At 68.1% G+C, this 21,253-nt stretch carries 15 protein-coding genes, 1 tRNA gene and 1 pseudogene; 7 read left to right on the top strand and 10 right to left on the bottom strand.

Annotated elements, in window-relative coordinates; translation table 11 throughout:
• Position 1: 1 nt before the first annotated feature.
• The 6 genes from CRM89_RS06780 (at position 2) to CRM89_RS06755 (ending at position 7,399) form a co-directional block, all read left to right on the top strand.
• Positions 2 to 940 carry a sigma-70 family RNA polymerase sigma factor gene (locus CRM89_RS06780; protein ID WP_098083509.1) on the top strand — a complete coding sequence of 313 codons (939 nt, stop codon included), beginning with the start codon at positions 2 to 4 and terminating at the stop codon, positions 938 to 940.
• A gap of 175 nt (positions 941 to 1,115) precedes the next feature.
• On the top strand, positions 1,116 to 2,384 hold the full coding sequence (locus CRM89_RS06775; RefSeq protein WP_305778345.1) for an MFS transporter: 1,269 nt from the start codon (positions 1,116 to 1,118) through the stop codon (positions 2,382 to 2,384).
• A 14-nt stretch (positions 2,385 to 2,398) separates the two neighbouring features.
• Entirely contained in the window at positions 2,399 to 2,767 is a 369-nt protein-coding gene (locus CRM89_RS06770) for a metalloregulator ArsR/SmtB family transcription factor (RefSeq protein ID WP_106427525.1), read from the top strand.
• A 192-nt stretch (positions 2,768 to 2,959) separates the two neighbouring features.
• Positions 2,960 to 3,961, top strand: a complete 1,002-nt coding sequence (locus tag CRM89_RS06765) for a hypothetical protein (RefSeq protein ID WP_098083507.1) — start codon at positions 2,960 to 2,962, stop codon at positions 3,959 to 3,961.
• A gap of 51 nt (positions 3,962 to 4,012) precedes the next feature.
• A complete protein-coding gene (locus CRM89_RS06760; protein WP_098083506.1) occupies positions 4,013 to 7,243 on the top strand; it encodes a beta-phosphoglucomutase family hydrolase in 3,231 nt (1,076 codons plus the stop codon).
• Positions 7,244 to 7,315: 72 nt separating this feature from the next.
• Positions 7,316 to 7,399: transfer RNA gene (locus tag CRM89_RS06755), tRNA-Leu, on the top strand.
• A gap of 171 nt (positions 7,400 to 7,570) precedes the next feature.
• Here the strand turns inward: CRM89_RS06755 and CRM89_RS06750 are convergent.
• Positions 7,571 to 11,014, bottom strand: coding sequence for a DEAD/DEAH box helicase family protein (locus CRM89_RS06750; RefSeq protein WP_098083505.1), 3,444 nt, complete (start codon positions 11,012 to 11,014; stop codon positions 7,571 to 7,573).
• Between the two features lie 111 nt (positions 11,015 to 11,125).
• Between CRM89_RS06750 and CRM89_RS06745 the strand changes: the two genes are divergently transcribed.
• A complete protein-coding gene (locus CRM89_RS06745) occupies positions 11,126 to 12,592 on the top strand; it encodes an ATP-binding protein (RefSeq protein ID WP_229435013.1) in 1,467 nt (488 codons plus the stop codon).
• A gap of 48 nt (positions 12,593 to 12,640) precedes the next feature.
• Here CRM89_RS06745 and CRM89_RS06740 read toward each other — a convergent pair whose 3' ends face one another.
• The 9 genes and pseudogenes from CRM89_RS06740 to CRM89_RS06705 all read right to left on the bottom strand — a co-directional run bounded on the left by CRM89_RS06740 (position 12,641) and on the right by CRM89_RS06705 (position 21,231).
• Positions 12,641 to 13,273 carry a restriction endonuclease gene (locus tag CRM89_RS06740; RefSeq protein ID WP_229435011.1) on the bottom strand — a complete coding sequence of 211 codons (633 nt, stop codon included), beginning with the start codon at positions 13,271 to 13,273 and terminating at the stop codon, positions 12,641 to 12,643.
• A gap of 73 nt (positions 13,274 to 13,346) precedes the next feature.
• Positions 13,347 to 13,418: pseudogene (locus tag CRM89_RS31585) on the bottom strand (hypothetical protein); the annotation flags it as partial.
• A gap of 144 nt (positions 13,419 to 13,562) precedes the next feature.
• A complete protein-coding gene (locus tag CRM89_RS06735) occupies positions 13,563 to 14,639 on the bottom strand; it encodes a restriction endonuclease subunit S (protein WP_098083503.1) in 1,077 nt (358 codons plus the stop codon).
• 83 nt (positions 14,640 to 14,722) lie between these two features.
• Positions 14,723 to 16,267, bottom strand: a complete 1,545-nt coding sequence (locus CRM89_RS06730; protein WP_098083502.1) for a class I SAM-dependent DNA methyltransferase — start codon at positions 16,265 to 16,267, stop codon at positions 14,723 to 14,725.
• Between the two features lie 226 nt (positions 16,268 to 16,493).
• The gene (locus CRM89_RS06725; protein WP_098083501.1) at positions 16,494 to 17,279 is read right to left on the bottom strand and encodes an alpha/beta fold hydrolase; all 786 of its coding nucleotides are present in this window, start codon (positions 17,277 to 17,279) and stop codon (positions 16,494 to 16,496) included.
• Between the two features lie 9 nt (positions 17,280 to 17,288).
• Positions 17,289 to 18,425, bottom strand: coding sequence for a glycerate kinase (locus tag CRM89_RS06720; RefSeq protein ID WP_098083500.1), 1,137 nt, complete (start codon positions 18,423 to 18,425; stop codon positions 17,289 to 17,291).
• Positions 18,426 to 18,463: 38 nt separating this feature from the next.
• The gene (locus tag CRM89_RS06715) at positions 18,464 to 19,258 is read right to left on the bottom strand and encodes an ABC transporter ATP-binding protein (protein WP_011209290.1); all 795 of its coding nucleotides are present in this window, start codon (positions 19,256 to 19,258) and stop codon (positions 18,464 to 18,466) included.
• A 16-nt stretch (positions 19,259 to 19,274) separates the two neighbouring features.
• On the bottom strand, positions 19,275 to 20,315 hold the full coding sequence (locus CRM89_RS06710; protein WP_098083499.1) for an ABC transporter substrate-binding protein: 1,041 nt from the start codon (positions 20,313 to 20,315) through the stop codon (positions 19,275 to 19,277).
• 43 nt (positions 20,316 to 20,358) lie between these two features.
• Positions 20,359 to 21,231 (bottom strand): ABC transporter permease, encoded by an 873-nt coding sequence (locus tag CRM89_RS06705; RefSeq protein ID WP_011209288.1) that lies wholly within the window; start codon positions 21,229 to 21,231, stop codon positions 20,359 to 20,361.
• Positions 21,232 to 21,253: the final 22 nt, after the last annotated feature.

Here is a 21,253-nt window from a genome sequence, read left to right as displayed (position 1 = left end):
CATGGACACCGCCACCGTGGCGCGATTCGAGGCCAGCCGCAACCGGCTGGCCTCCCTCGCCTATCGGCTCCTCGGCTCGGCCGCCGACGCCGAGGACACGGTGCAGGACGCGTTCCTGCGGTGGCAGGCCGCGGACCCGGATCACATCGAGGTGCCCGAGGCGTGGCTCACCAAGATCGTGACCAACCTGGCCTTGGATCGGCTGCGCTCGGCGCGGGTACGGCGCGAACGCGCGGTGGGCACCTGGATGCCGGAGCCGCTGCTCGACGGCGATCCGATGCTGGGTCCGGCCGACACCGTCGAGCAGCGCGAATCGGTCACCCTGGCCGTGCTGATGCTGATGGAGCGCCTCTCCCCGATCGAGCGGGCGGTGTATGTGTTGCGTGAGGCCTTCTCCTACAGTCACGCCGAGATCGCCGGCATCCTCGACATCACCGAAGCCGCGAGTCAACAGCACGCCCACCGGGCCCGGCGCAGGCTCGCCGCCGAACGCACCCCGCGCGTGATCGAGCCGGCCTCGGCGCGCCGGATCGTCGAGGCGTTCGTCGCCGCCGCGGCGTCGGGGCGCACCGACCGGCTCGTGGCCCTGCTTACCGACGACGCGACCGGTGTCTCCGACGGCGCGCTCGGCCGCGCGAGGACGCTCATCCGCTTTCCGGATCCCGTGCGGATCGCCGACGCGGTCCGGGCGGGGTTCCGCGCGTCCCCGGCCAAGCGACGCCTCGCGGGCGGTCCGGTCTCGGTGCATGCCGCGGTGGTCAACGGCTGCCCGGCCCTGCTGTTCGTGGCGGCGGACCGGGTCGTGGGTGCCACCGTCCTGGAGGTTCGCGACGGGCGGATCGCCGGGGTGCGCGGTATCGCGGCCGCGGCGCGGCTCGACCGGCTCAGCCGGGAATGGTATCGGCGTGAGCATCCGGACGCGCTGATCGAAGCGTGGTAATCGTCCTGCCGCCAACAGCTTTCGCGTCGCCGACCGATTCCGCCGACCGCCGGCGCGGATCGGACGCATCGTCGCGCCGACACGGATCGGGCGTTCCGTCCGGGTAGCCGTTCGGCGCGCGACCGGATGGGCGGCCCGGCAGACGACCAGCCGGTGCGGGCTATTGCGTGCGCACGTGCGCACACATAGTCTCGTGGTGGGAGGTGGTTCGGTGCGGGACGTGCTCGCTCACCCGGTGTTCCGGCGGTTGTTCGCCGCGCAGGCGGTGGCGCTGGCCGGAACGGGGCTGTTGACGGTAGCGCTCGGGCTGCTCGCCTACGACCTGGCCGGTTCCGCCGCGGGCGCGGTGCTCGGCACCGCGCTCGCGATCAAGATGGCCGCGTATGTCGGTGTCGCGCCGGTGATCACGGCGCTGACCGAGCGGCTACCGCGCCGCACGATCCTCGTCGCCGCCGACACGGTGCGCGCGACGGTCGCGCTGCTGCTGCCCGCCGTCGACGAGGTCTGGCAGATCTACGCGCTCATCGTCGTCCTGCAAGCGGCCTCGGCCACCTTCACGCCCACCTTCCAGGCGATCATCCCCGCGGTGTTGCCGGACGAGCGCGACTACACCCGCGCCCTGTCGCTGTCGCGGCTGGCCTACGACCTGGAAGCCCTGCTGTCGCCACTGCTCGCCGCGGCCGTCCTCACCGTGGCGGGCTACCACTGGTTGTTCCTCGGCACCGTGGGCGGTTTCGCCGTCTCGGCACTGCTGGTGACGACCACGCCGCTGCCCGCCCCGGCCTGCGTCCGACCGCAACCGCTGACCTCCCGCATCCTCGCGGGCGCCCGGATCCTCACGACGCGGCCGGTGCTGCGCGGCCTGCTCGCGATGAACATGACCGTGGCGGCGGGAACCGCGCTCGTGCTGGTCGACACCGTCGTGTACGTCCGCGACGTGCTCGGCGGCACCGACGTCGGTGTCGCGCTCGCGACCGGCTCCTTCGGCGCGGGCTCGATGACGGCCGCACTGCTCGTCCCCCGGCTGCTGCGCACGTGCACGGACCGGACCCTCATGCTCACCGGCGCCGCCCTGGTGCCCATCGCGCTCACCGTGACCGCGGGATGGCTGGCGATCGGTACCCGCCCGAGCCTCGGATGGGGCGTACTCGGCGGCTGCTGGTTCGCGATCGGCGTGGGCACCGCGCTGGTGAACACGCCCGCGGCGCGGCTGCTGCGCGCCCAGGCCGGCGAGTCCGAGCTACCCGCCGTCTTCAGCGCCCAGTTCTCGCTCTCGCACGCGTGTTTCCTGCTCACCTACCCGATCGCCGGATGGCTCGGCGTCCGGGCAGGCCACGCCGTGCCGGCCGGCCTGCTGGCGGTGCTGGCTACACTCGCAACCAGCACCGCCGCCCGCCTGTGGCCGGCGGGCCCGCCGATCGGAGCGGTTCCGGCGAGACGATGAGAGTGGTGAGGGCGATGGCCGAGCGCGTGGCAGGCGAGCCGGCGTCCCGCGCCAGCCTGCGCCACCCGGTCTCGCCCGATCACCGTCGCCTCGAAGCCGCCACGGGCATCTTCCAGATGCTGGCCGACCCGACCCGCCTGCACCTGCTGTGGCTGCTCAGCCACGGCGAAGCCGATGTGACCGCGCTGGTGGAGTCCTGCGGGGCGGCGCGCACCGCGGTCAGCCAGCATCTGGCGAAGCTGCGGTTCACCGGCCTGGTCGACACCCGGCGCGAGGGTCGGCGCGTCATCTACCGGCTGCGCGGCGGGCACGTCGCGCGCCTGGTGCAGGAGGGCCTCAACCAGGCCGATCACCTCGTCACCGGCGAACCGCCGCACGAATGATCCCCGGGGAGAAAAGTCCCCGACGCCGAATGCCCATATCCTGGTTCGACGCGCCCACTGCCCCGTCCTGGTCGTCCACGAGCGGTGAGCCGCCGTTAGAGTCGACGGTCCCTTCGGGCAGGGCCGGTCGGCCCGCGACCGGGACGATCCGACCCTGGCCCGACCCGACGGGCACGGACCACACTGGAACACATGACCGACCACGATGCGCGCGCTCCGATTCCGGTGCCCGACCAGCAGACCTTGCTCGCGGTCATGCGCCGCGCGGCCAGGGCGCCGTCGCTGCACAACACCCAGCCGTGGCGGTGGGAGTTCGACGGCCGGGAACTGCGCCTGTTCCGCGACGACGACCGGCTGCTCGACGCCGCCGACCCGAACGGCAGGCAGCTGGTCATCAGCTGCGGCGCGATGCTGCACCACGTGCGCACCGCCTTCGCCGCCGCGGGCTGGCACACCGACACCGAGCGGCTGCCCGCACCCGACCGACCCGACCTCCTGGCCGCCCTCACCTTCCGACCCTGGCCCGACCCGCCGCCCGGCGTGCGAGTCCGGGCGGAGGCGATCGATCACCGCCGCACCGACCGGCTGCCCCTCGATCCACCACCCGACCTCGGCGGACTCGAACACCTCGCCCGCAAACTCGCCGACCCGCACGACGTGACCGTCGGCGTCCTCGACGAAACCGCGCCGGCCCGCTTGGCCGCCGCCTCCGAACACTCCACCGCCCTGCGCCACTACGACATGCCCTACCAGGCCGAGCTGCGCTGGTGGACCGGCCACGAGCACGGTGAACACGGCGTCCCCGCCCACGCCCTCGCCTCGCCGGACGAGGCCGCTCGGGTGCCGGTCGGTCGCCCCTTCCCGCCCGCGGGACCCTCGGCCCGCCGCGGCGACCAGCCCGACCGCGCCGGACTGCTGGTGCTCAGCACAGCCAGCGACACCGTGTCATCGTGGTTGCACGCGGGTGAAGCGCTCTCGGCGATCCTGCTGGAGTGCACGGCCGACGGGCTGGCCACCTGCCCGCTGACCCACATCACCGAGCTGGCCACCACCCGGCAGCTGCTGGCGAATCTCGCGGGCCGGGCGGGCGTGCCCCAGGTCGTCGTCCGGGTGGGTGTCGCGCCGGGCAACGAGTACCACGTGCCGACCCCCCGTCGCAGGCCGGACGAATTCCTCACCGTGCTCGGCGGCTGAGCGGCCGCCGGGCTGTTCGATCCCCCGCCGAACCGGGTATTCCTCCTGCCGATGCGACTGGAACATCTACCCGCTCCGCTGGGCCGAACGCAGAACGACTACGGCGCTGTCGTGTTCGACATGGACGGCGTCGTCACCGACACCGCCGCCGTGCACGCGGCAGCCTGGAAGACGCTCTTCGACGAGGCGTTGGGTCGTGTGCGCGGACCCGACGAACCCGAATTCGACATCGTCGAGGACTACCGCCGCTGGGTGGATGGCCGCAGCCGGGAGGACGGTGTCCGCGAGTTCCTGTCCTCGCGCGGCATCACCCTGCCCGAGGGCGAGCCCGACGACGAACCGGGCGCGTTGACCGTGTCCGGGCTGTCCCGTCGCAAACAGGACCTGTTCACCGCCGAACTCGACCGCAACGGCGTCCGCGTCTTCCCCGACGCCGCCGAGCTGCTGCGCCGGCTGCGCGCGACGGGTGTGCCGACAGCGCTGGTCACCGCCAGCCGCAACAGTGCGGCCGTGTTGGCGGCCGCGGGCCTGGCTGAGCTGTTCACCGTGCGCGTGGACGGCACCGACGCCGCACGGCTCGGCCTGCCCGGCAAGCCCGATCCGGCGATGTTCCTCGAGGCCGCGTGCCGGCTGGGGGTCGCGCCCATCGACGCCGCGGTGCTCGAGGACGCCACCTCCGGTGTCCGTGCCGCGGCCACGGGTGGGTTCGGCCTCGTCGTCGGCGTGGACCGCACCGGTGCCGCGTCCGGGCTGGCGGAGGCGGGCGCCGACGTCGTCGTCACCGATCTGGCCGACCTGCCGTTCGCCCCGCCCCACGGCCGCCCCGCACCTCCGGTCGCGCAACGATGGGGCGGCGGTGCGACCGACGGCAGCCCCGGCGGCTGGAACCTCATCTACGACGACTTCGTGCCCGCCCAGGAAGGCACCCGGGAAGCGTTGTGCACCACCGGAAACGGCTACTGGGCCAGCCGCGGCTCCTATCCCGGCAGCACCGCCGACACCGTGCACTACCCCGGCACCTACCTGGCGGGCGTCTACAACCGGATCACCTCCCATATCGGCGGCCGCGACGTCGAGACCGAGCACATGGTCAACGCACCGGACTGGACCTACCTCACCGTGCGGCCCGCCGACGGCCCGGTGCTGCTGCCGGGCATTCCGGAGATGGTGGCCCACCACCAGGACCTCAACCTGCGGTCCGGCGTGCTGACCACCATCGACCACTACCGGCACGGCCAGGGCAGGCGCACCAAGGTCACCACCCGCCGCTTCCACTCCATGACCGACCCGCACCTGGCGGCACTCGAAGTCACCGTGGTGGCCGAGAACTGGAGCGGGCAGGTGGTGATCGAATCCGGTGTCGACGGCCGGGTCGCCAACCGCAACGTCGCCGCCGACCGGCCACTGGACGGACGACACCTGTGCCCGGGCGCCCATCACCGTCCCGACGAGGAAACCCTGCTGTACGAGACGGTCACCCGGCAGTCGGGGGTGCGCATCGCCACCGCGATACGCACCCGCACCGAGGCCACCGTCCGCGACCGGAGCCCACTGGCCGACGAGCAGTGCCCCGGCGACCGCTTCACCCTCGACATCGACTCCGGGACAGCGGTTTCCATCGAGAAGGTCGCCGCCGTGAGCACCTCCCGCGACCGCGCCGTCAGCACCGCCGCCCTCGACGCCGCCCACCGGATCAGGAACGCCCCCTGCCTCGCCCCGCTGCTGGACGCTCACGTCACCGCCTGGGCGCGACTGTGGGACCGCTTCGGCATCCGGCTCGACGACGGCACCACCCACCGACTGGCGTTGAACCTGCACATCTTCCACGTCCTGCAGACCGTCGCCGCCGCCGACCCCGACCTCGACGCCGGGCTTCCGGCCCGCGGCCTGCACGGCGAGGCCTACCGCGGTCACATCTTCTGGGACGAACTGTTCGTCTACCCGATGCTCACCCTGCGCCGCCCCGAACTCACCCGCGCCTTCCTGCTCTACCGCTACCGGCGCCTGCGCCGCGCCTGCGCGGCCGCCACCGCGGCCGGACTCGACGGCGCCCTGTTCCCCTGGCAGAGCGGCAGCGACGGCCGCGACGAAACCCCCGCCGAACTGCTGAACACCCGCAACGGCCAGTGGATGCCGGACAATTCGCGCCGCCAGCACCACGTCGGCCTGGCGCTGGCCTACAGCGTCTGGCAGTACTACCAGAGCACCGACGACGAGCGGTTCCTGTTCGACCACGGCGCCGACATCGTCATCCAGGTGGCGCGCCTGTTCGCCGCCCTGGCCACCTACGACCCCGCCGACGACCGCTTCGACATCAGCGGTGTGATGGGCCCCGACGAATACCACGACGGCTACCCCGACACCCCCGGCGGCGGACTGCGCAACAACACCTACACCAATGTCCTCACCGCCTGGGTGCTCGCCCGCGCTCGCGACATCGTGCAGCTGCTCGACGGCCGCGACTGCACCCCGCTGCGCGAACGGCTGCGGCTGCGCCCCGAGGAACCCGCCCGCTGGGACCGGATCAGCAGACGGTTGCGCGTGCCCTTCCACCGCGACGGCATCATCAGCCAGTTCGAGGGGTACGAGGATCTCGCCGAATTCGATTGGGCGGCCTACCGTTCCGAGTACGGCAACATCGAACGGCTCGACCTCATCCTGCAGGCCGAAGGCGACAGCACCAACCGCTACAAACTCTCCAAACAGGCCGACGTGCTGATGCTGTTCTACCTGTTCTCGGCCGAGGAACTACGCGACATCTTCGAGCGCCTCGGCTACGCCCTGCCACCGGAACTCATCCCCCGCACCGTCGCCTACTACCTCGCCAGGACCAGCCACGGCTCCACCCTCAGCCGCCTCGCCCACGCCTGGGTGCTGGCCCGCACCGACCGCACCGCCTCGTGGTCGCTGTTCGAACAAGCCCTCGCCGCCGACCTCGCCGACACCCAGGGCGGCACCACCCGCGAAGGCGTGCACATCGGCGCGATGGCCGGCACCGCCGACATGGTGCTGCGCTGCTACGGCGGCCTAGAAACCCGCCGCGACACCCTCCGCCTGCACCCGGTACTGCCCACCGAACTCCACGAAGCCGAATTCACCATCTCCTACCGCGGCCAACCCCTCACCGTCACCGTCACCCACACCCACGTGAACCTGCGCCTGCACGCCAGCCGCGCCGCCCCCATCCGCGTCGTCGTCGAAGACGTGGAGCGCACGATCGGCCCCGGCCAGACCTGGCGCGTCCCCCTCACCACCCGCCGCCCAACCCCCGCCCTGATTTGACGCCGCCACCGCCCCGTCCTTTATGATCTTGATCCGCCGGTCCGAGCGATCCGGCGCGACAACAGAACACGGGTCCGGGTGGCGGAATGGCAGACGCGCTAGCTTGAGGTGCTAGTGCCCGTAAAGGGCGTGGGGGTTCAAGTCCCCCTTCGGACACAGCATTCCCGCGAATTCGGTGTGGGGCCTGGTAGCGGGATCGTCATGGCTCTCGAGTTCACGCGCCCGCCGAATCTCGGTCGGTCGCCGCCGATGGCGCGGAGCAGGATCCGTCCACAGACGTGTGGCCACGCCTGCTGGATCTCGTCCTTCTGCCGGCGAGCTGGTCGGTCAGGCGCTCGCGCCGACCGACTCGTTGATCGACCGAATCACGCAGAGGAGCCGCTTCGTCTGCTCGGGGGCGAACAGTTGCGTCGGGCCCTGCGGCGCCGCGTCGGTGAACGGCGGCTCGAACAGCAGCTTCGGGTCCATCTCGCCGTGCCGGGTGAGGTGGCCGATAACGAGGTTGACGAAGTCGATCTGACTTGCGGTGGCGGTGCGTTCGCCGAGGAACTCGGCGAACGCTTCCTGCACGGCCTGCTGATCGAGGCCGACGAGGGAGCGGATGAAACGTCCGAGTCCGTGCGCGTTGGCGACGGCGCGTTCCATGTCCTCCGGTTCGCCGGCGCCACTGCGGGCCAGCAGTTCCTCGAGTGATTCCAGATCGACCGGTGTCAACGGCTTGCCCGATCGCAGCTTCTGCAGCGCCAGGTTGTCCGGCTGACGGCGCAGATAGTCACGCACCTTCGCCGTGTACCGCTCGATATCGGTACCGGACCGCATCTCGGGCATGTCCCGTTCGACGACCTCGCCGAGGGTGTCGGTGAAGTCGGTGTAGACGACGACGCGCTTCTTCTTGTCGAGCAACCCGACGATGGAACGGAGCTCTCGCCGAGCGTGTTCGAGCATGTCGACGGTGACGTCCTCCCACCACTCGTCGCTCGCGACCTCGCGCAGCAGTTCTTCCTTCGCCTTCACCTTCGGGATGGTGAGTCCCTCGTCGAGAAGGCTGTTCACGACGCTGCGGATCGTGTCGGCGTGCCGCGGCAGGGTACCGTCGGCGACGAGGAGAGCGAGCTGTCCGCGCAGGACGACGAGATCGAAGCGTTTCGCCATCTCGTCGTTGTCGCGGATGGTGGTGGGCAGGTCCGCGAGATTGTCGATGATCTCCGCGACCTGCTGGTCGGTGAGGGATTCCCAGGCGGCGCGGTCGGCGTACTTCTCCACCTGACGGCGCCGGGTGCGAACGATGAAATTGTCCAGTCGCATCCCGGCGACCTGCCCGTGGAGCAGGTCCGCGGTGTCGCGCCGCAACGCCTGCGATGCGCCGGAGTTGTCGAGAGCGGCGAGCAGTTCGGTTCGGGTGGTGAACAGCCGCTGCGAGAGCGACGGCGCGAGTGCTCCTTCCGAGGCGTCGGGGTGCTGCTCGAAGTAGTCGAAGTTGCCGCAGACGTCGAAGATGAAGAAATCGGTCTTGTCCTGGCCGGGACCGTACAGGTCGGGGCACAGCCGAGTGCCACGACCCACCATCTGCCAGAATTTCGACTTCGACCGCACCGGCTTGAAGAACACGAGATTCACGACCTCGGGGACATCGATACCGGTGTCGAGCATGTCGACGGAGATCGCGATGTGCGGTTCCTGGTCGGGCTGGGCGAACTTGTCGATGAGGTCCTGACTGTAGCTGACCGAGTGGGTGATGACGCGCGCGAACGAGCCCTTGAACTCCGGGTAGCTCACGTCGAATCGGTCGGCGATGAACTTGGCGTGCAGCTCGTTCTTCGCGAAGACGATGGTCTTGCCGAGCCGGTCGCCGCCGGCGACGCGATGGCCGTGGGTCATCAGGGTTTCGAGGACCTTGTCGACGGTGTCGGTGTTGAACAACCACTTGTTGACGGCCTCGGCCTGCACGACGTCGGGGATCTCGTCGTCTGCGACATCGTCGCCCCAGTCGATGGACTCGTACCGCTTCTTCTCCTCCTCGGTGAGGTCGGCATAGCGGATTCCCCGCAACGGGAAGGACAGCGGGACGTCCACCGCGCGCGGCGGGACCAGATATTCGTCGGCGATGGCCTCATCGAGCGGGTAGTCGTTGGTCGGGACGCCGGTTTCGAGGTGGAACAACTGGTAGGTGTTGTAGTCGACTTCGTCCTTCGGGGTCGCGGTGAGTCCGAGGAGCAGCGAGTCGAAGTACCGGAAGATGTGCCGGTACTTCTGGTACACCGATCGGTGCGCCTCGTCGATCACGATGAGATCGAAGTAGCCGGGGCCGAATCGCCTGGTGCCTCCGTCGGTTTCGTCGATCAACCCCATCATCGTGGGATAGGTGGAGACGTAGACCCGCCCCTCGGTGTTCTTGTCGGTCAGCAGGTTCACCGGCGACGAGTCCGGCAGGTGTGTCTTGAACGCGCCGACGGCCTGCTTGACCAGGGCCTTCCGGTCGGCGAGGAACAGCACCCGCTTGACCCAGTTGGCGCGCATCAGCATGTCGGTGAGCGCTACCACGGTGCGCGTCTTGCCCGAGCCGGTGGCCATGACGAGGAGCGCAGCACGCTGGTTCTCGGCCTCGAACCGCTCGGTGACGGCGCGGATCGCCCTCTCCTGGTACGGCCGACCGGCGATCTCCTGGGGTACGGGCATCTCGCTGAGCGACTTCCTCGTCGTCCGACGGGCGACGAGGAGCTCGAGTTCGTCACGGGTGTGAAAACCGGCGATCTCCCGCGGCGGATAGCGCAGGTCATCCCAGAAGTGATGTTCGAACCCATTGCTGTAGTAGATGACCGGCCGCTTGCCGAACTGCTGCTCGAGGCAATCGGCATACAGCTTCGCCTGCTGCTGACCGGCAAACGGATCAACGGATGTCTTCTTCGCCTCGACGACCGCCAGCGGCAAACCGTCCGCGCCCCACAGCACGTAGTCGACGAATCCGTTCTTGCCGTCGGGCATTCCGGTGACGGGGAACTCGCGGTCCCGTTTCTGGTCGAGCATCCAGCCGGCCTCACGGAGCATGAGATCGACCAGGTCGCGCCGGGTCTGCGCCTCGTCGTAGTCGTGCGTGTCGGGGGTTGCGGCGCTCGCTTGCTGCGCGGCGTGGATCTGGGCGCGCAACTCCGCGATCAGCTGCTCGTAGCTGGCCTTCTCGAGTTCCGCCGTCTCGGAGGCCTCGTCGCGGGCCTTGAGCTGTGCGATGAGGTCCTGCTTCTCGGCTTCGGACTTCTCGAGCTGCGCGTCCTTGGCGGCCAGCTCGGCCTCGAGCTTGCCGAGCTGCGCGACGGTCTTCGCCACGACCGCACCACCACCCGGCTTGGGCAGCCGACCGGGGTCGAACTGCTGCAGCGGCGACGGCTTGCTCGACGGCTGGGTCGCGTAGGTGCGGGCCAGCCACGACAGAATGTGGAACAGCTCGGCGAGCGCCTTGTGGCCGGCGTCCTTCGACACGGGCTTGGCGTCGTGGACGGCTGTGTTGCCCAGTCGGCGGATGAGGTCCATCTTCGTGACGAGTGCGTGGCCGACGACCCCGACGAACTTGCCGTCGTGGATCCGGGCCGCGAGGTCCGACTTGTACGGCTCGGGCAGGTTCTGCGCGCGATAGATCCACATGACCGTGTGCTCCACGGTGCGGCGCGCGTAGAAGCAGGTGGTGCGCGGGTCGAACAGGGCGTCGCGCTCGGCCTTCTTGGCCTCGGCATACAGCTGCGGCCATTCGGCCTGCAGGAAGTCGAAGTTCCCCACCATGGGCCCCGCGGTCCTCTCCGAACTCGTGTGCGGCGTGCGCAGTGACGTGTTGTTCCGTGCTCGATCTTGGCACAGGCGCCGGAGCGTTCCCGGAGCTGATGAACATTACAGGTGGGGTCCGACAGGTTCCCTCATCGGCGATACCGCACGGCTCGCGGTGGACTTGCGGGCCCTCGCCAGGACGGTAGTCGTCACATCCACAAGGCTCGTATCGGCAGATCCGCAGTACAACCACCGGCAGATCCACAGCAGAAGATCCGGCAGATCCACAATCAGTGGTTCGGCAGATCCACAGAATGCGATAGCATGGAACTCATGCGAATGGGAGTCGACTACCTACCGCGGCATGCGGCTGAACTGGTAAAAGAGGCTCTCGCAGATACCCGCGTGGTGATCGTCAACGGCGCCCGCCAAACCGGTAAGAGCACGCTGGCGGAACACTGCGTCAAGGACCACCCGAATGTCGTCAAACGCTACCTGGACGATCCCCGCACCCGGGATGCCGCCGCGGACGATCCCGTCGCCTTCCTGGACGCTCCCGGACTCATGCTCATCGACGAGGTGCAGCGGGTGCCCGACCTCTGGCTGGCCATCAAGCACACCGTCGATCGCGACCCGCGACCCGGACGATTCCTCCTCACCGGATCGGCCCGCCTACTCGGCCTGAGCTCACTCCCCGACGCCATGCCGGGGCGGTCGGAAACCATTGAACTGTTCCCCCTGTCTCAGGGCGAGATCTCGGGCGCACCGGACGGTTTCATCGACGCCGCGTTCACCTACGGCCGCCATCTCGAGATCCCGGACTCCGGACTCCGGCGCCGTGACTATCTCGCCTTGGCCGCCCGCGGCGGATATCCCGAATCCGTGCACCGGACCAGCGACCGCCGCCGCGCCCAGTTCGCACGTTCCTACCTCGACGACATCATGACCCGGGATATCCGTCAGGTCGCCGACATCCAGCGAGCCGCGGATATGCGCCGCCTCATCGTCACCCTCGCCGCCCAGAGCGGCGGATTGCTGAACTACGACCGGCTCGCCTCGGCATTGAGCATGCCCGCCTCCACCATCCGCAATTACGTCGCGATCCTCGAACTCATCTACCTCGTCCGCCTTGTTCCCGCATGGTCTGCCAATGCCACCATGCGCGCCGTGGCCACCCCCAAGGTCGTCTTCACCGACTCCGGCCTGGCCGGCCACCTGCTCGCCGGCATCACCAACGACGCCACCACCGGCGGACTCCTCGAAACCTTCGTCATCGGAGAACTCACCCGTCAGCTGACGTGGAGTCACTCCCTGGCCCAGCTCCACCACTACCGGGACCGCGACGGCCACGAGGTCGATGCGCTGCTGGAGAACAACGCAGGCCAAGTCGTCGCTATCGAGGTGAAAGCGGCGGAAACCGTGCGCTCCGAGGATTTCCGCGGCCTGCGGCATCTACAGCGGCGCCTCGGCGACCGATTCCACGTAGGTTTCGTCCTGTACTGCGGTGACCAGCAACTCCCCTTCGGCGACCAGCTGGCCGCCCTGCCGATCAGCGCCCTGTGGACCGCCGAGAACCCGCACCGCTCGTCGGAATGAACAGCGAGCGACGCTCCCATCAGGAGCTCCACGCTCACTTTCGGTGGATCATTCGAAGTAGTCCTCGTCGACCTCGACGAGGGTGAACGTTTGCCGCGTCTGGACGGCGACGCCGTAGCGGATCATCAGCTTGGCCAGGTGCTCACCGTCGATGAGGATGACGCGGGTGGCGATGCTCCGCGCGTACTCGCGCGCACCCGAGGGGAACGCGTTGGTGGTGATGAACACCCCGCGAGCCGTACCGACACCGTGCAGCGCGCCCACGAATGCCTGGATCTCCGGCCGCCCGACGGTGTTGTCCGCCGCATAACGCTTGGCCTGCACATAGATTCGCTCCAAACCCAGCGGATCCTGATCGATGACACCGTCGACCCCACCGTCACCGGAGCCGCCGATCCGAACCGCGCGGCCCTGCGTGCCGCCGTACCCCATGGCGACGAGCACATCGAGCACCGACTGCTCCAGAAACGCCGGATCCTGACTACGCAACCACACAAGCAGATCGGCCGCGACCTCCGCATGCAGGCGCTCGACACCGTGCTCGATCTGCTCGAGAGGATCGATATCCTCGTCTGCCTCCACGCTGCCGGTAGCCGGCCCTGCGTTCGACGACACCGAACGCAACGGCGTGTAATCGCGGTACTCCGGTAAACTCTTCAGGATCTTCTCGGTGACCCCCACCCGGATGAGCTTCCAGCGGCGCGCGACCCGCCTCCGTGATAATGAACGTCGCACAAGCCGGCTTATCCACCAATTTCGCCCGATACAACCCGCGCAGTGCCCACCCTATCCGATAGTCCGCACGCCGCTGCCCCGACGGCAACACCTCCGCCCGCTGTTCGGCCGTCAGCCCGAGATGATCCTCCACCGCCGAATGCAGATCACGCTTGCCAGACCTTGCCAGCGGTCAGCACTTCCAGCACCGGGGTGAGGAAGCCGGACCACACCGGCATTGCTGAGACCGGTGCGGTCACAGTTCGCCTCGGAAAGCTCGGGACTGGAGGGAGGCGAAGAGGGCGTCTGATTCGACAATCGCGGTTCTATGCTGACTCTTTACGGCTGCCAGCTTAACGAGGTGGTTCGCATACTCACGCTGAAGATCTAGCGGGGGCAGCACAACAGACAGCTGCCGAAGTCTCGAGAGTGTGATCTCTCGAAAAGTCGCGCCTTTAACCTGCCGCGAGATCCAATGTTGAGTCTTGGCATTCCGAAGGAACTCCAGCAGATAGGTACCATCCACAACGTCGCCCGGCGCTATGCGGGCAGTTCCCTGGGTGAGATTCGCCCCGTCCAGTTCGTCGTCGACCATCGCGGTGGTACCCACTGTCGCGCGAATACTCATTACAATGTCGCCCCGCCGAACAGTCGACCTCTCATACTTCGCCGCGATCGAGGGGTCCGTCCGCCGCAGAGCATCCTTCACAATCTCGCCATTCACAATGTCACCAGTGCGGATATAAGGTACACCGCCCGGATATTCGTCGCCTGCTTGAACAATTCCATAGGTGACAATAGTTCCAGATCTAACAACCTCTGACAATGGACGAACGACACAATTACGCCGTCCGTTCAAATAGTCGCCGAACATGTCGATGAAGATCGACTGGGTCAGCTCGTCGAGGCGGGCGAGGGCTTCGCGGCGCTTGGCGCGGAGGGCGTCGGCGAGGTCGAGGATCGCCGCGATCCGCCGCTGCTCCACTAGTGGCGGCACCGGAACCGGGAGGGCTGCGAGTACCTTCGGACTCAGGCGCGGCAAATTCGCTCCGGCGCTCCGGGAATTCGCCCAGTCAACCAACCGTGGTTGCCGGAGATAGTGAAGCAGGAATCGAGCATCCATGACGTCAGTTACTCGAACCGGAATAATGTCGGTGCTACAGACTCCAGAGAAGTCGGGGATCGCGATCTTCGCCAGGTATGGTCGCAACTTCCCATAGAGAATGTCCCCGGGTTCGAACGCAAACTTAGCGCTCGCAACATCGCCTGCGGTTATCAAATGCGGGTCAAGCAGACGCCCGCCAGGTTCGATGTGCTCAAGACCCAAATACATAGTTCCGTCGGCAATATCACGCGCTTGAAGTTGTATACGGGGAAGCGAAGCAACTGTCGAGAGCTCGACAACGGGCCACCCACTCACGCCACACCACCCGCCAGCATCTCCCGCAGCTGGGCCATGCCGTCGGCGATTTCTTTCTCGAGCCGATCGAGCTCGTCGAGAATCTCAGTAGGTGACCTGTGCTCGACCTCCTCGTGCACGACCTCCTTATACCGATTCAGCGACAGGTCATACCCCTGTGCAGCAATGTCATCCTTCGGCACGCAGAAGCTCTGCTCCGTCCGAGCCCGCTCCAGCTCGGCCCCGTCGCGTTCGGCCCAGCGCCGCAACACATCCGGAAGGTTGTTCTTCGCGTGCTCGTCATCCGACAGCTCCGCGAGCGCACCGAGCTTGTCGGTCTCCAGCAACGGGTTGCGCTTGTCGTCCAGGGACCAACCGTCGGCCTGCACGTCGTAGAACCACACGTGGTCGGTCCCACCCGAGTCCGTCTTGGTGAAGAACAGGATCGCCGTCGACACTCCCGCATACGGTTTGAACACACCCGAGGGCAGCTTCACCACCGCATCGAGTTTCTGGTCCTCCACCAGAATCCTGCGAAGTTCCTTGTGCGCCTTCGAAGACCCGAACAGCACCCCGTCCGGCACGATCACCGCCGCCCGCCCACCGGGCTTGAGCAGGCGCAGGAACAACGCCAGGAACAGTAGTTCGGTCTTCTTCGTCTTCGCGATCTGCTGTAGATCCTTGGCGGTGTTCTCGTAGTCCAACGACCCGGCGAACGGCGGATTCGCCAGGACCAGCGAATACGCTTCGGCGTCACCGGTGTTCGCCTCCGCGAGGGAATCACGGTAGCGGATGTCGGGCTGTTCGATGCCGTGCAGCAGCATGTTCATCGACCCGATTCGCAGCATCGTGTTGTCGAAGTCGAAGCCGTGGAACATTTTGTGGTGGTAGTGGTGCCTACCGGCGCCCGAGTTGATCGCGTCCGCGTGGTGGGCGCGCATGTACTCCGACGCAGCCACCAGGAAGCCACATGTCCCGGACGCCGGGTCGACGATCGTGTCGCCGGGTTTCGGGGCCATCATGTGGACCATCAGCTCGATGATGTGGCGCGGGGTGCGGAACTGGCCGTTCTGGCCGGCGGAGGCGATCTTCGCGAGCAGGTACTCGTAGATGTCGCCCTTGGTGTCGCGGTTCTCCATCGGCACCTTGTCCAGGCGATCGACCACCCGCTGCAACATGCCAGGGTTCGGGATCGTGAGCCGGGCGTCCTTCATGAAGTGCGCATACGTGGAGTCCTCGCCGCGCATCTCCTTGATGAACGGGAACACCCGGTTCGCGACGATGTCGAACATCTCCTCGGCATGCCGGTCCCGGAACACCGACCAGCGCAGGTCGTTGTACGGCCGGCCCTCCGGGTCGTTCCCTTCCGGGAACGGGTTGCCCTCGAGCGGCTGCGCCAGCAGGTTCGCCCGCTCCAGCGCGCGGGTCTGCTCATCGTCCAGGCGCCGGATGAACAGCAGGTATGTGATCTGCTCCATCACCTCGAGTGGATTGGAGATGCCACCTGTCCAGAACGCGTCCCAGACTGCGTCGACCTTGTTCTTGATGTCACCGGTGATCACGGGATACCAAAACCTGCCTGTTCTGCTCGACGAAGACCAACAGAACTGTATAGATCACCGGCCGATACCACCGTTCCCCCGCCCCCTTCCGGATCGCTCGGACGGTCGTGCCTGCCTGTCCGACTCGCCGACTCTGCCGGCGGGGCGGCCCAGCCAGCGGGTCCGCCGGCGCCATGACCAAGCCGGCCGTGTCATAGCGGACGACGATCGCGACCAGTGCGCCCGATCAGGCGCGGTGTGGGCCCGGGACCGCGCCGGTGGTGGCCAGGATGGTCGCCGCGACCAGTTCCGGGTCGTCGATCATCGGCACGTGGCCGACGCCGGGCAGGATCTCGAAGCGGGCTTGCGGCAGCCGTTCCCGGGCGATGCGGCCGTTGACTTCGGGCGGCAGGATGGCGTCCGCACCGGACCAGGCCAGGGTCATCGGGCACGGCAGGTCGGGGACGGCGGGAATGTACTCGTCGGTGGCGAGCAGGTCTTCGGTGGCGGCGCATTCGACGAGGTCGGTCGCCGCGGTCAGTGCTTGTGCCGGGGTCAGTCGGTCGGCGTGGCAGGCGATGTCGCGCATGGCGAGTCGGCGGATCGTCGCCGAGCGGAAGACCAGCGGCTGGACCCGGTGGGTTGCCCGGGTGAGTGCGCCGAGGCGGCGCAGTTTGCGAACCGCGGCGGTCTGCCCGTGGCCGCCGGGGTTCCAGAAGCCGGCGGGTGAGAGGGCGCAGACGCTCGAGGCGCGGCCGCGGAGTGCCAGTTCGATGGCGATCCAGCCGCCGAGTGAGTTGCCCGCGAGGTGGGCCTGCTCGATACCGCGATCGTCGAGCATCCGTTCGGCCGCGTCGACGACGTCGCGCACCCGGACCGGGCGCTGCCGCACCGCGGGTCCGCCCCGGTGGCCGAGCGCGGTCGGCGCGAACACGTCGTGGTGGTCGCTCAGGTGCGGGACGACGTCGTCCCACGCCGCCGCGGACATGGTGACGCCGTGGAACAGGACTACTGATGAGCGAGCGGGACTCATCAGCGCATGCTACCCAGCGTTCGCGTCCACGCCCGTCGAGATGGCGGCTCGGCCGATCTGGTGACCGATGTGGGTCAGCAGCCTCCGGGTCAGGTCCGGGTCACCGGCGGTGTCCTCGTCGGTGTAGTCCCCCAGCGCATACACGGCGCTGAACCCGGCCGAACCCCATTGATCCGCCCGCAGCGTGCTCCGACCGGCGACGGCGACGACCGGAACGGGGTGGGCGCGACGGGCCAGCACCGCGGGGAGTTTGCCGTGGGCGGTCTGCTCGTCGATGCTGCCCTCGCCGGTGACCACCAAGTCGAATTCGGGCAGTTGCCGGTCGAATTCGAGCAGGTCGAGAAAGAACCCGGCTCCCGACACGACTGTGCCGCCGAGCAGGAGTGCCGCGAACCCGATGCCACCCGCGCTGCCCGCTCCCGGCACGGCCGCGACCGCCGCCGCGTTCGGGTAGCCGCTGCGGGCGAAGGCCCGGACCAGGTTGTTCAGACCGGCATCGAGGAACGCCACTTCGGCGGGGGTCGCCCCCTTCTGCGGCGCGTAGACGGGCGCCGCGCCGGTGGGGCCGAGCAGGGGGTTGGTGACATCGCCGGCGATCACGATGTCGACCCCGGACAGCCGCATCGCCCGGGACGCGTCGACGGTGTGGACGCGTGCCAGGCTGCGTCCGCAGGCGCGCAGTCGCCTGCCGCTCGCGTCGGCGAAGGTGAAGCCGAGCGCGGCGAGCATTCCCATGCCGCCGTCGGTGCCCGCGCTGCCACCGAGGGCGAGCACCAGTCGCCGCGGGCGGTGCCGCAGGGCTTGCGCGATGGCCTGTCCCAGACCGAGGCTGCTCGCGTCCAGGGGCAGTGGGCGCCCGTTGGGCAGGGTGGTGAGGCCGCAGGTGTTGGCGACCTCGACCACGGCGGTGCCGTCGCCGACCGCGATCCGGCCGTAGGTCGGGGTGCCCGCCGCACCCGCCACGGTGACCGGATGCGGCGCGAGCCCGGCGGCGACGGCGGCGTCGACGCTCCCGTCACCGCCGTCGGCCAGCGGCATGCGCCGGCTGTCGACGCCCGCCGACGCCAAGCCCTGCGCCACGTGGTCGGCCACCTCGGACGCGGTGAGGCTGCCTTTGAACTTGTCGGGGGCGATCAGAACCCGCACCGAGACGTCTTCCTATCCGTGATCGGAGGGCAGTGGGATCAGTCCGCGTGCGCCGCGGCGCCGAGCAGATCCCGCACCCGGTTGGCGACCGAGATGAATTCCGGCGTCTCCATGGTGGCGGCGTACTCGCGGTGCGCGGGCAGGTCGACGTCGAGCACTTCGACGATGCGACCCGGCCGCGGACTCATCACCACGACCCGATTGGCCAGGTAGACGGCCTCGGCCACCGAATGGGTGACCAGCAGCACCGTGGTGCCCGTTTCCCGCCAGATCCGATGCAGTTCGACGTTCATCCGCTCCCTGGTGAGCGCGTCGAGCGCGCCGAACGGCTCATCCATCAGCAGCACTTCCGGTTCGTGCAGCAGGGCCCGGCACAGCGAAACCCGCTGCTGCATACCGCCGGAAAGCTCGTGCGGCAATGCGTTCTCGAATCCGGTGAGCCCGGTCATCTCGATCAGACGCGCGCATTCGGCCGCGGCGGCCCGCTTGTTCATGCCGCGCATCTCGGCCTGGAGCAGGATGTTCTTGCGCACGGTCCGCCATTCCAGCAGCGCGGCGCGCTGGAAGACGTAACCGATATTGCGCTGCGGTCCCCGCACGGGGGCGCCGCCGAGTTCGACGCGGCCCTCGCTCGGCTCGGTGAGCCCGGCGACAACTTTCAACAGCGTGGATTTACCGCAGCCGGAGGGACCGACGATCGAGACGAATTCGCCCCGGCCGATCCGTAGATCCACATCGTGCAGTGCGGTGACCTCGCCGCGGTTGGAGGAGAAGCGGACGGTCAGGTCCGCGACCTCGACCGCGGTGTCGGCGATGGTGGTCGGTGTGCTCATATCGTCCTCGCTCCGGTCACGGCTGGCTGGCGGGGGTGAATGCCGAGTCCCAGTATTTGGCCGGGTCCTCGGCTTTCTCGAGGAGTTTCGCCTCGCTGAGCACCTCGACGGTGGCGCGCCAGTTCGCTTCCACGTTGGTTCCCGGCGCCTTGCCCGCGGTCTCGGGCGTGCTGAGCAGCGGGATGGTCTGCTGCCACTGCTCGAGCAACACCGACTGCGGCGGCAGTTGCGGATCCTTGCCCTCCATCGCGGCGACGGCCTTCTCGGGCGCGGCGACGGCGGCGGCGAAAGCCTCACTGGTCGCATCCACCATGGCCTGCACCAGTTCGGGCGAAGACGCGATGGTTTCCTGGTTGGCGATGAGCCCGTTGCTGTAGAAGTTCAGTGCCTGATCCGAATACCGCAGGTAGCGGACTTCTTTGCCGCTCTTGTTCGCGATCGTCGGTCCCTGGTCGTGGGCGAAACCGATCAGCCCGTCGACCCGGCCCGACAGCATCGCCGACATCTTGCCCGCCGAGTCGAGGCTCTGCTGAGTCACCTGGTCGGCGGGCACGCCTGCCTTGTCGAGATACATCGGGAAGGTCGTGGTCGGCGCGTCACCGGCGGAGACGGCGATGGTCTTGCCCGCGAGGTCGGCCGGGGTGCGGATATCCGAATCGGCGAACACCTGCACCGCCGAGGGGGTGGTCTGCAGGAAAACGCCGACGCTTTTGATCTTCACGCCCTTGTCGATATTGCTGAGGACCGCCGGGGTGTCGGCCCAGCCGAAGTCGGTCTGGTTGGCGCCGGTGGCCTGGGCGGTTTTGGTCGAGCCCTGACCCGCCGAGATCTTCAGGTCGATGCCGTGCTTGGCGAAGATGCCTTCCTGCACCCCGTAATAGAACGGGGCGTGCTCGCCGTAGGGGTACCAGTTGAGCATCAACGACACCTCGGTGGTCGCGCCGTCGGCGCCGGGCGCCTTCGCTTCGGTGCCGCCGCCTCCGCAGCCGGTCAGTGCCAGGATCGAGGCCAGCGCCGCGGCGCCGATGGTCGTGCGTGTGCGAGTACGGAATGTCATGCGAGTTCTCCAGCTGTGGCGGTGATACGAAGGGTCGGCGTGCTCATGCGCCGCCGACGACCGAGGCCGTGGACCGACGGGAGGCGTGCCAGGGAATGAGGAACTGCTCGGCGATCTCGATGATCGCGAACAGGATGATGCCGAGCAGGGACATGATGATCAGGGCCGCGAACAGCATGGCCGTGTCGATGTTGCCGTTGGCCTGCAGAATCACGTAGCCGAGCCCCTCGTTGGCGCCGACGAATTCGCCGACCACCGCGCCGGTGACCGCGAGGGTGGCCGCGATCTTGAGCCCGGACATCAGTTGGGGCAGCGAGGCGGGAAAACGGACCTTCACGAACGTCTTCCAGTTGCCGGCGCCCATGGTGGAGGTGAGTTCGAGAATCTCCGGGTCCACCGAGCGCAGGCCGGCCATACCGGAGATCACGATCGGGAAGAAGGCCATCAGCACCGCGACCAGGATCTTCGGGCTGGTGCCGAACCCGAGCCAGACGATGAACAGCGGCGCGATCGCGATTTTCGGGATGACCTGCGCGAAGAGAATGAGCGGGTACATGGTTCGCTCGACACTGCGCGAATAGATCATCACCAGCGCGACCGCCTCGCCGATCAACGCGGCGATGACGAAGCCGACGACTGTTTCGTAGGTGGTGACCCACGTGTTCTCGAGCAGGTAGGCCGAGTTGTCGACGGTGGTGCGCCAGGTTTCCGCCGGCGACGGCAGAATGTAGGGCTCGACGAGCTCGAATTCGGTGACGACCCACCAGGCGACGACGAGCGCCGCCACCAGGGCGAGCGGCCGCCACACGGTCGACCACAGGCTCGACAGGGGTGGGAGCTTTCGGCGCCGGGGGCGAACGGGTTGCGTCGCTTTCGGTGCGGAGGAACCGGCCTCGACGGACGTGACTACCGCCATCTGGAGTCCTAAAGCTAGTAGT

The organism is Nocardia sp. FDAARGOS_372 (assembly GCF_002554515.1).
GTDB lineage: Bacteria > Actinomycetota > Actinomycetes > Mycobacteriales > Mycobacteriaceae > Nocardia > Nocardia farcinica.
The sequence above is the reverse complement of the archived record's forward strand: the minus strand, read 5'-3'. Positions and strand labels throughout refer to the sequence as shown.

Coding starts and splice junctions, on each gene's coding strand:
- CRM89_RS06705 (WP_011209288.1), bottom strand. CDS start 21,231: ATGGCGGTAGTCACGTCCGTCGAGGCCGGTTCCTCCGCACCGAAAGCG.
- CRM89_RS06715 (WP_011209290.1), bottom strand. CDS start 19,258: ATGAGCACACCGACCACCATCGCCGACACCGCGGTCGAGGTCGCGGAC.
- CRM89_RS06710 (WP_098083499.1), bottom strand. CDS start 20,315: ATGACATTCCGTACTCGCACACGCACGACCATCGGCGCCGCGGCGCTG.
- CRM89_RS06765 (WP_098083507.1), top strand. CDS start 2,960: ATGACCGACCACGATGCGCGCGCTCCGATTCCGGTGCCCGACCAGCAG.
- CRM89_RS06760 (WP_098083506.1), top strand. CDS start 4,013: ATGCGACTGGAACATCTACCCGCTCCGCTGGGCCGAACGCAGAACGAC.
- CRM89_RS06735 (WP_098083503.1), bottom strand. CDS start 14,639: ATGTATTTGGGTCTTGAGCACATCGAACCTGGCGGGCGTCTGCTTGAC.
- CRM89_RS06725 (WP_098083501.1), bottom strand. CDS start 17,279: ATGAGTCCCGCTCGCTCATCAGTAGTCCTGTTCCACGGCGTCACCATG.
- CRM89_RS06780 (WP_098083509.1), top strand. CDS start 2: ATGGACACCGCCACCGTGGCGCGATTCGAGGCCAGCCGCAACCGGCTG.
- CRM89_RS06750 (WP_098083505.1), bottom strand. CDS start 11,014: ATGGTGGGGAACTTCGACTTCCTGCAGGCCGAATGGCCGCAGCTGTAT.
- CRM89_RS06770 (WP_106427525.1), top strand. CDS start 2,399: ATGGCCGAGCGCGTGGCAGGCGAGCCGGCGTCCCGCGCCAGCCTGCGC.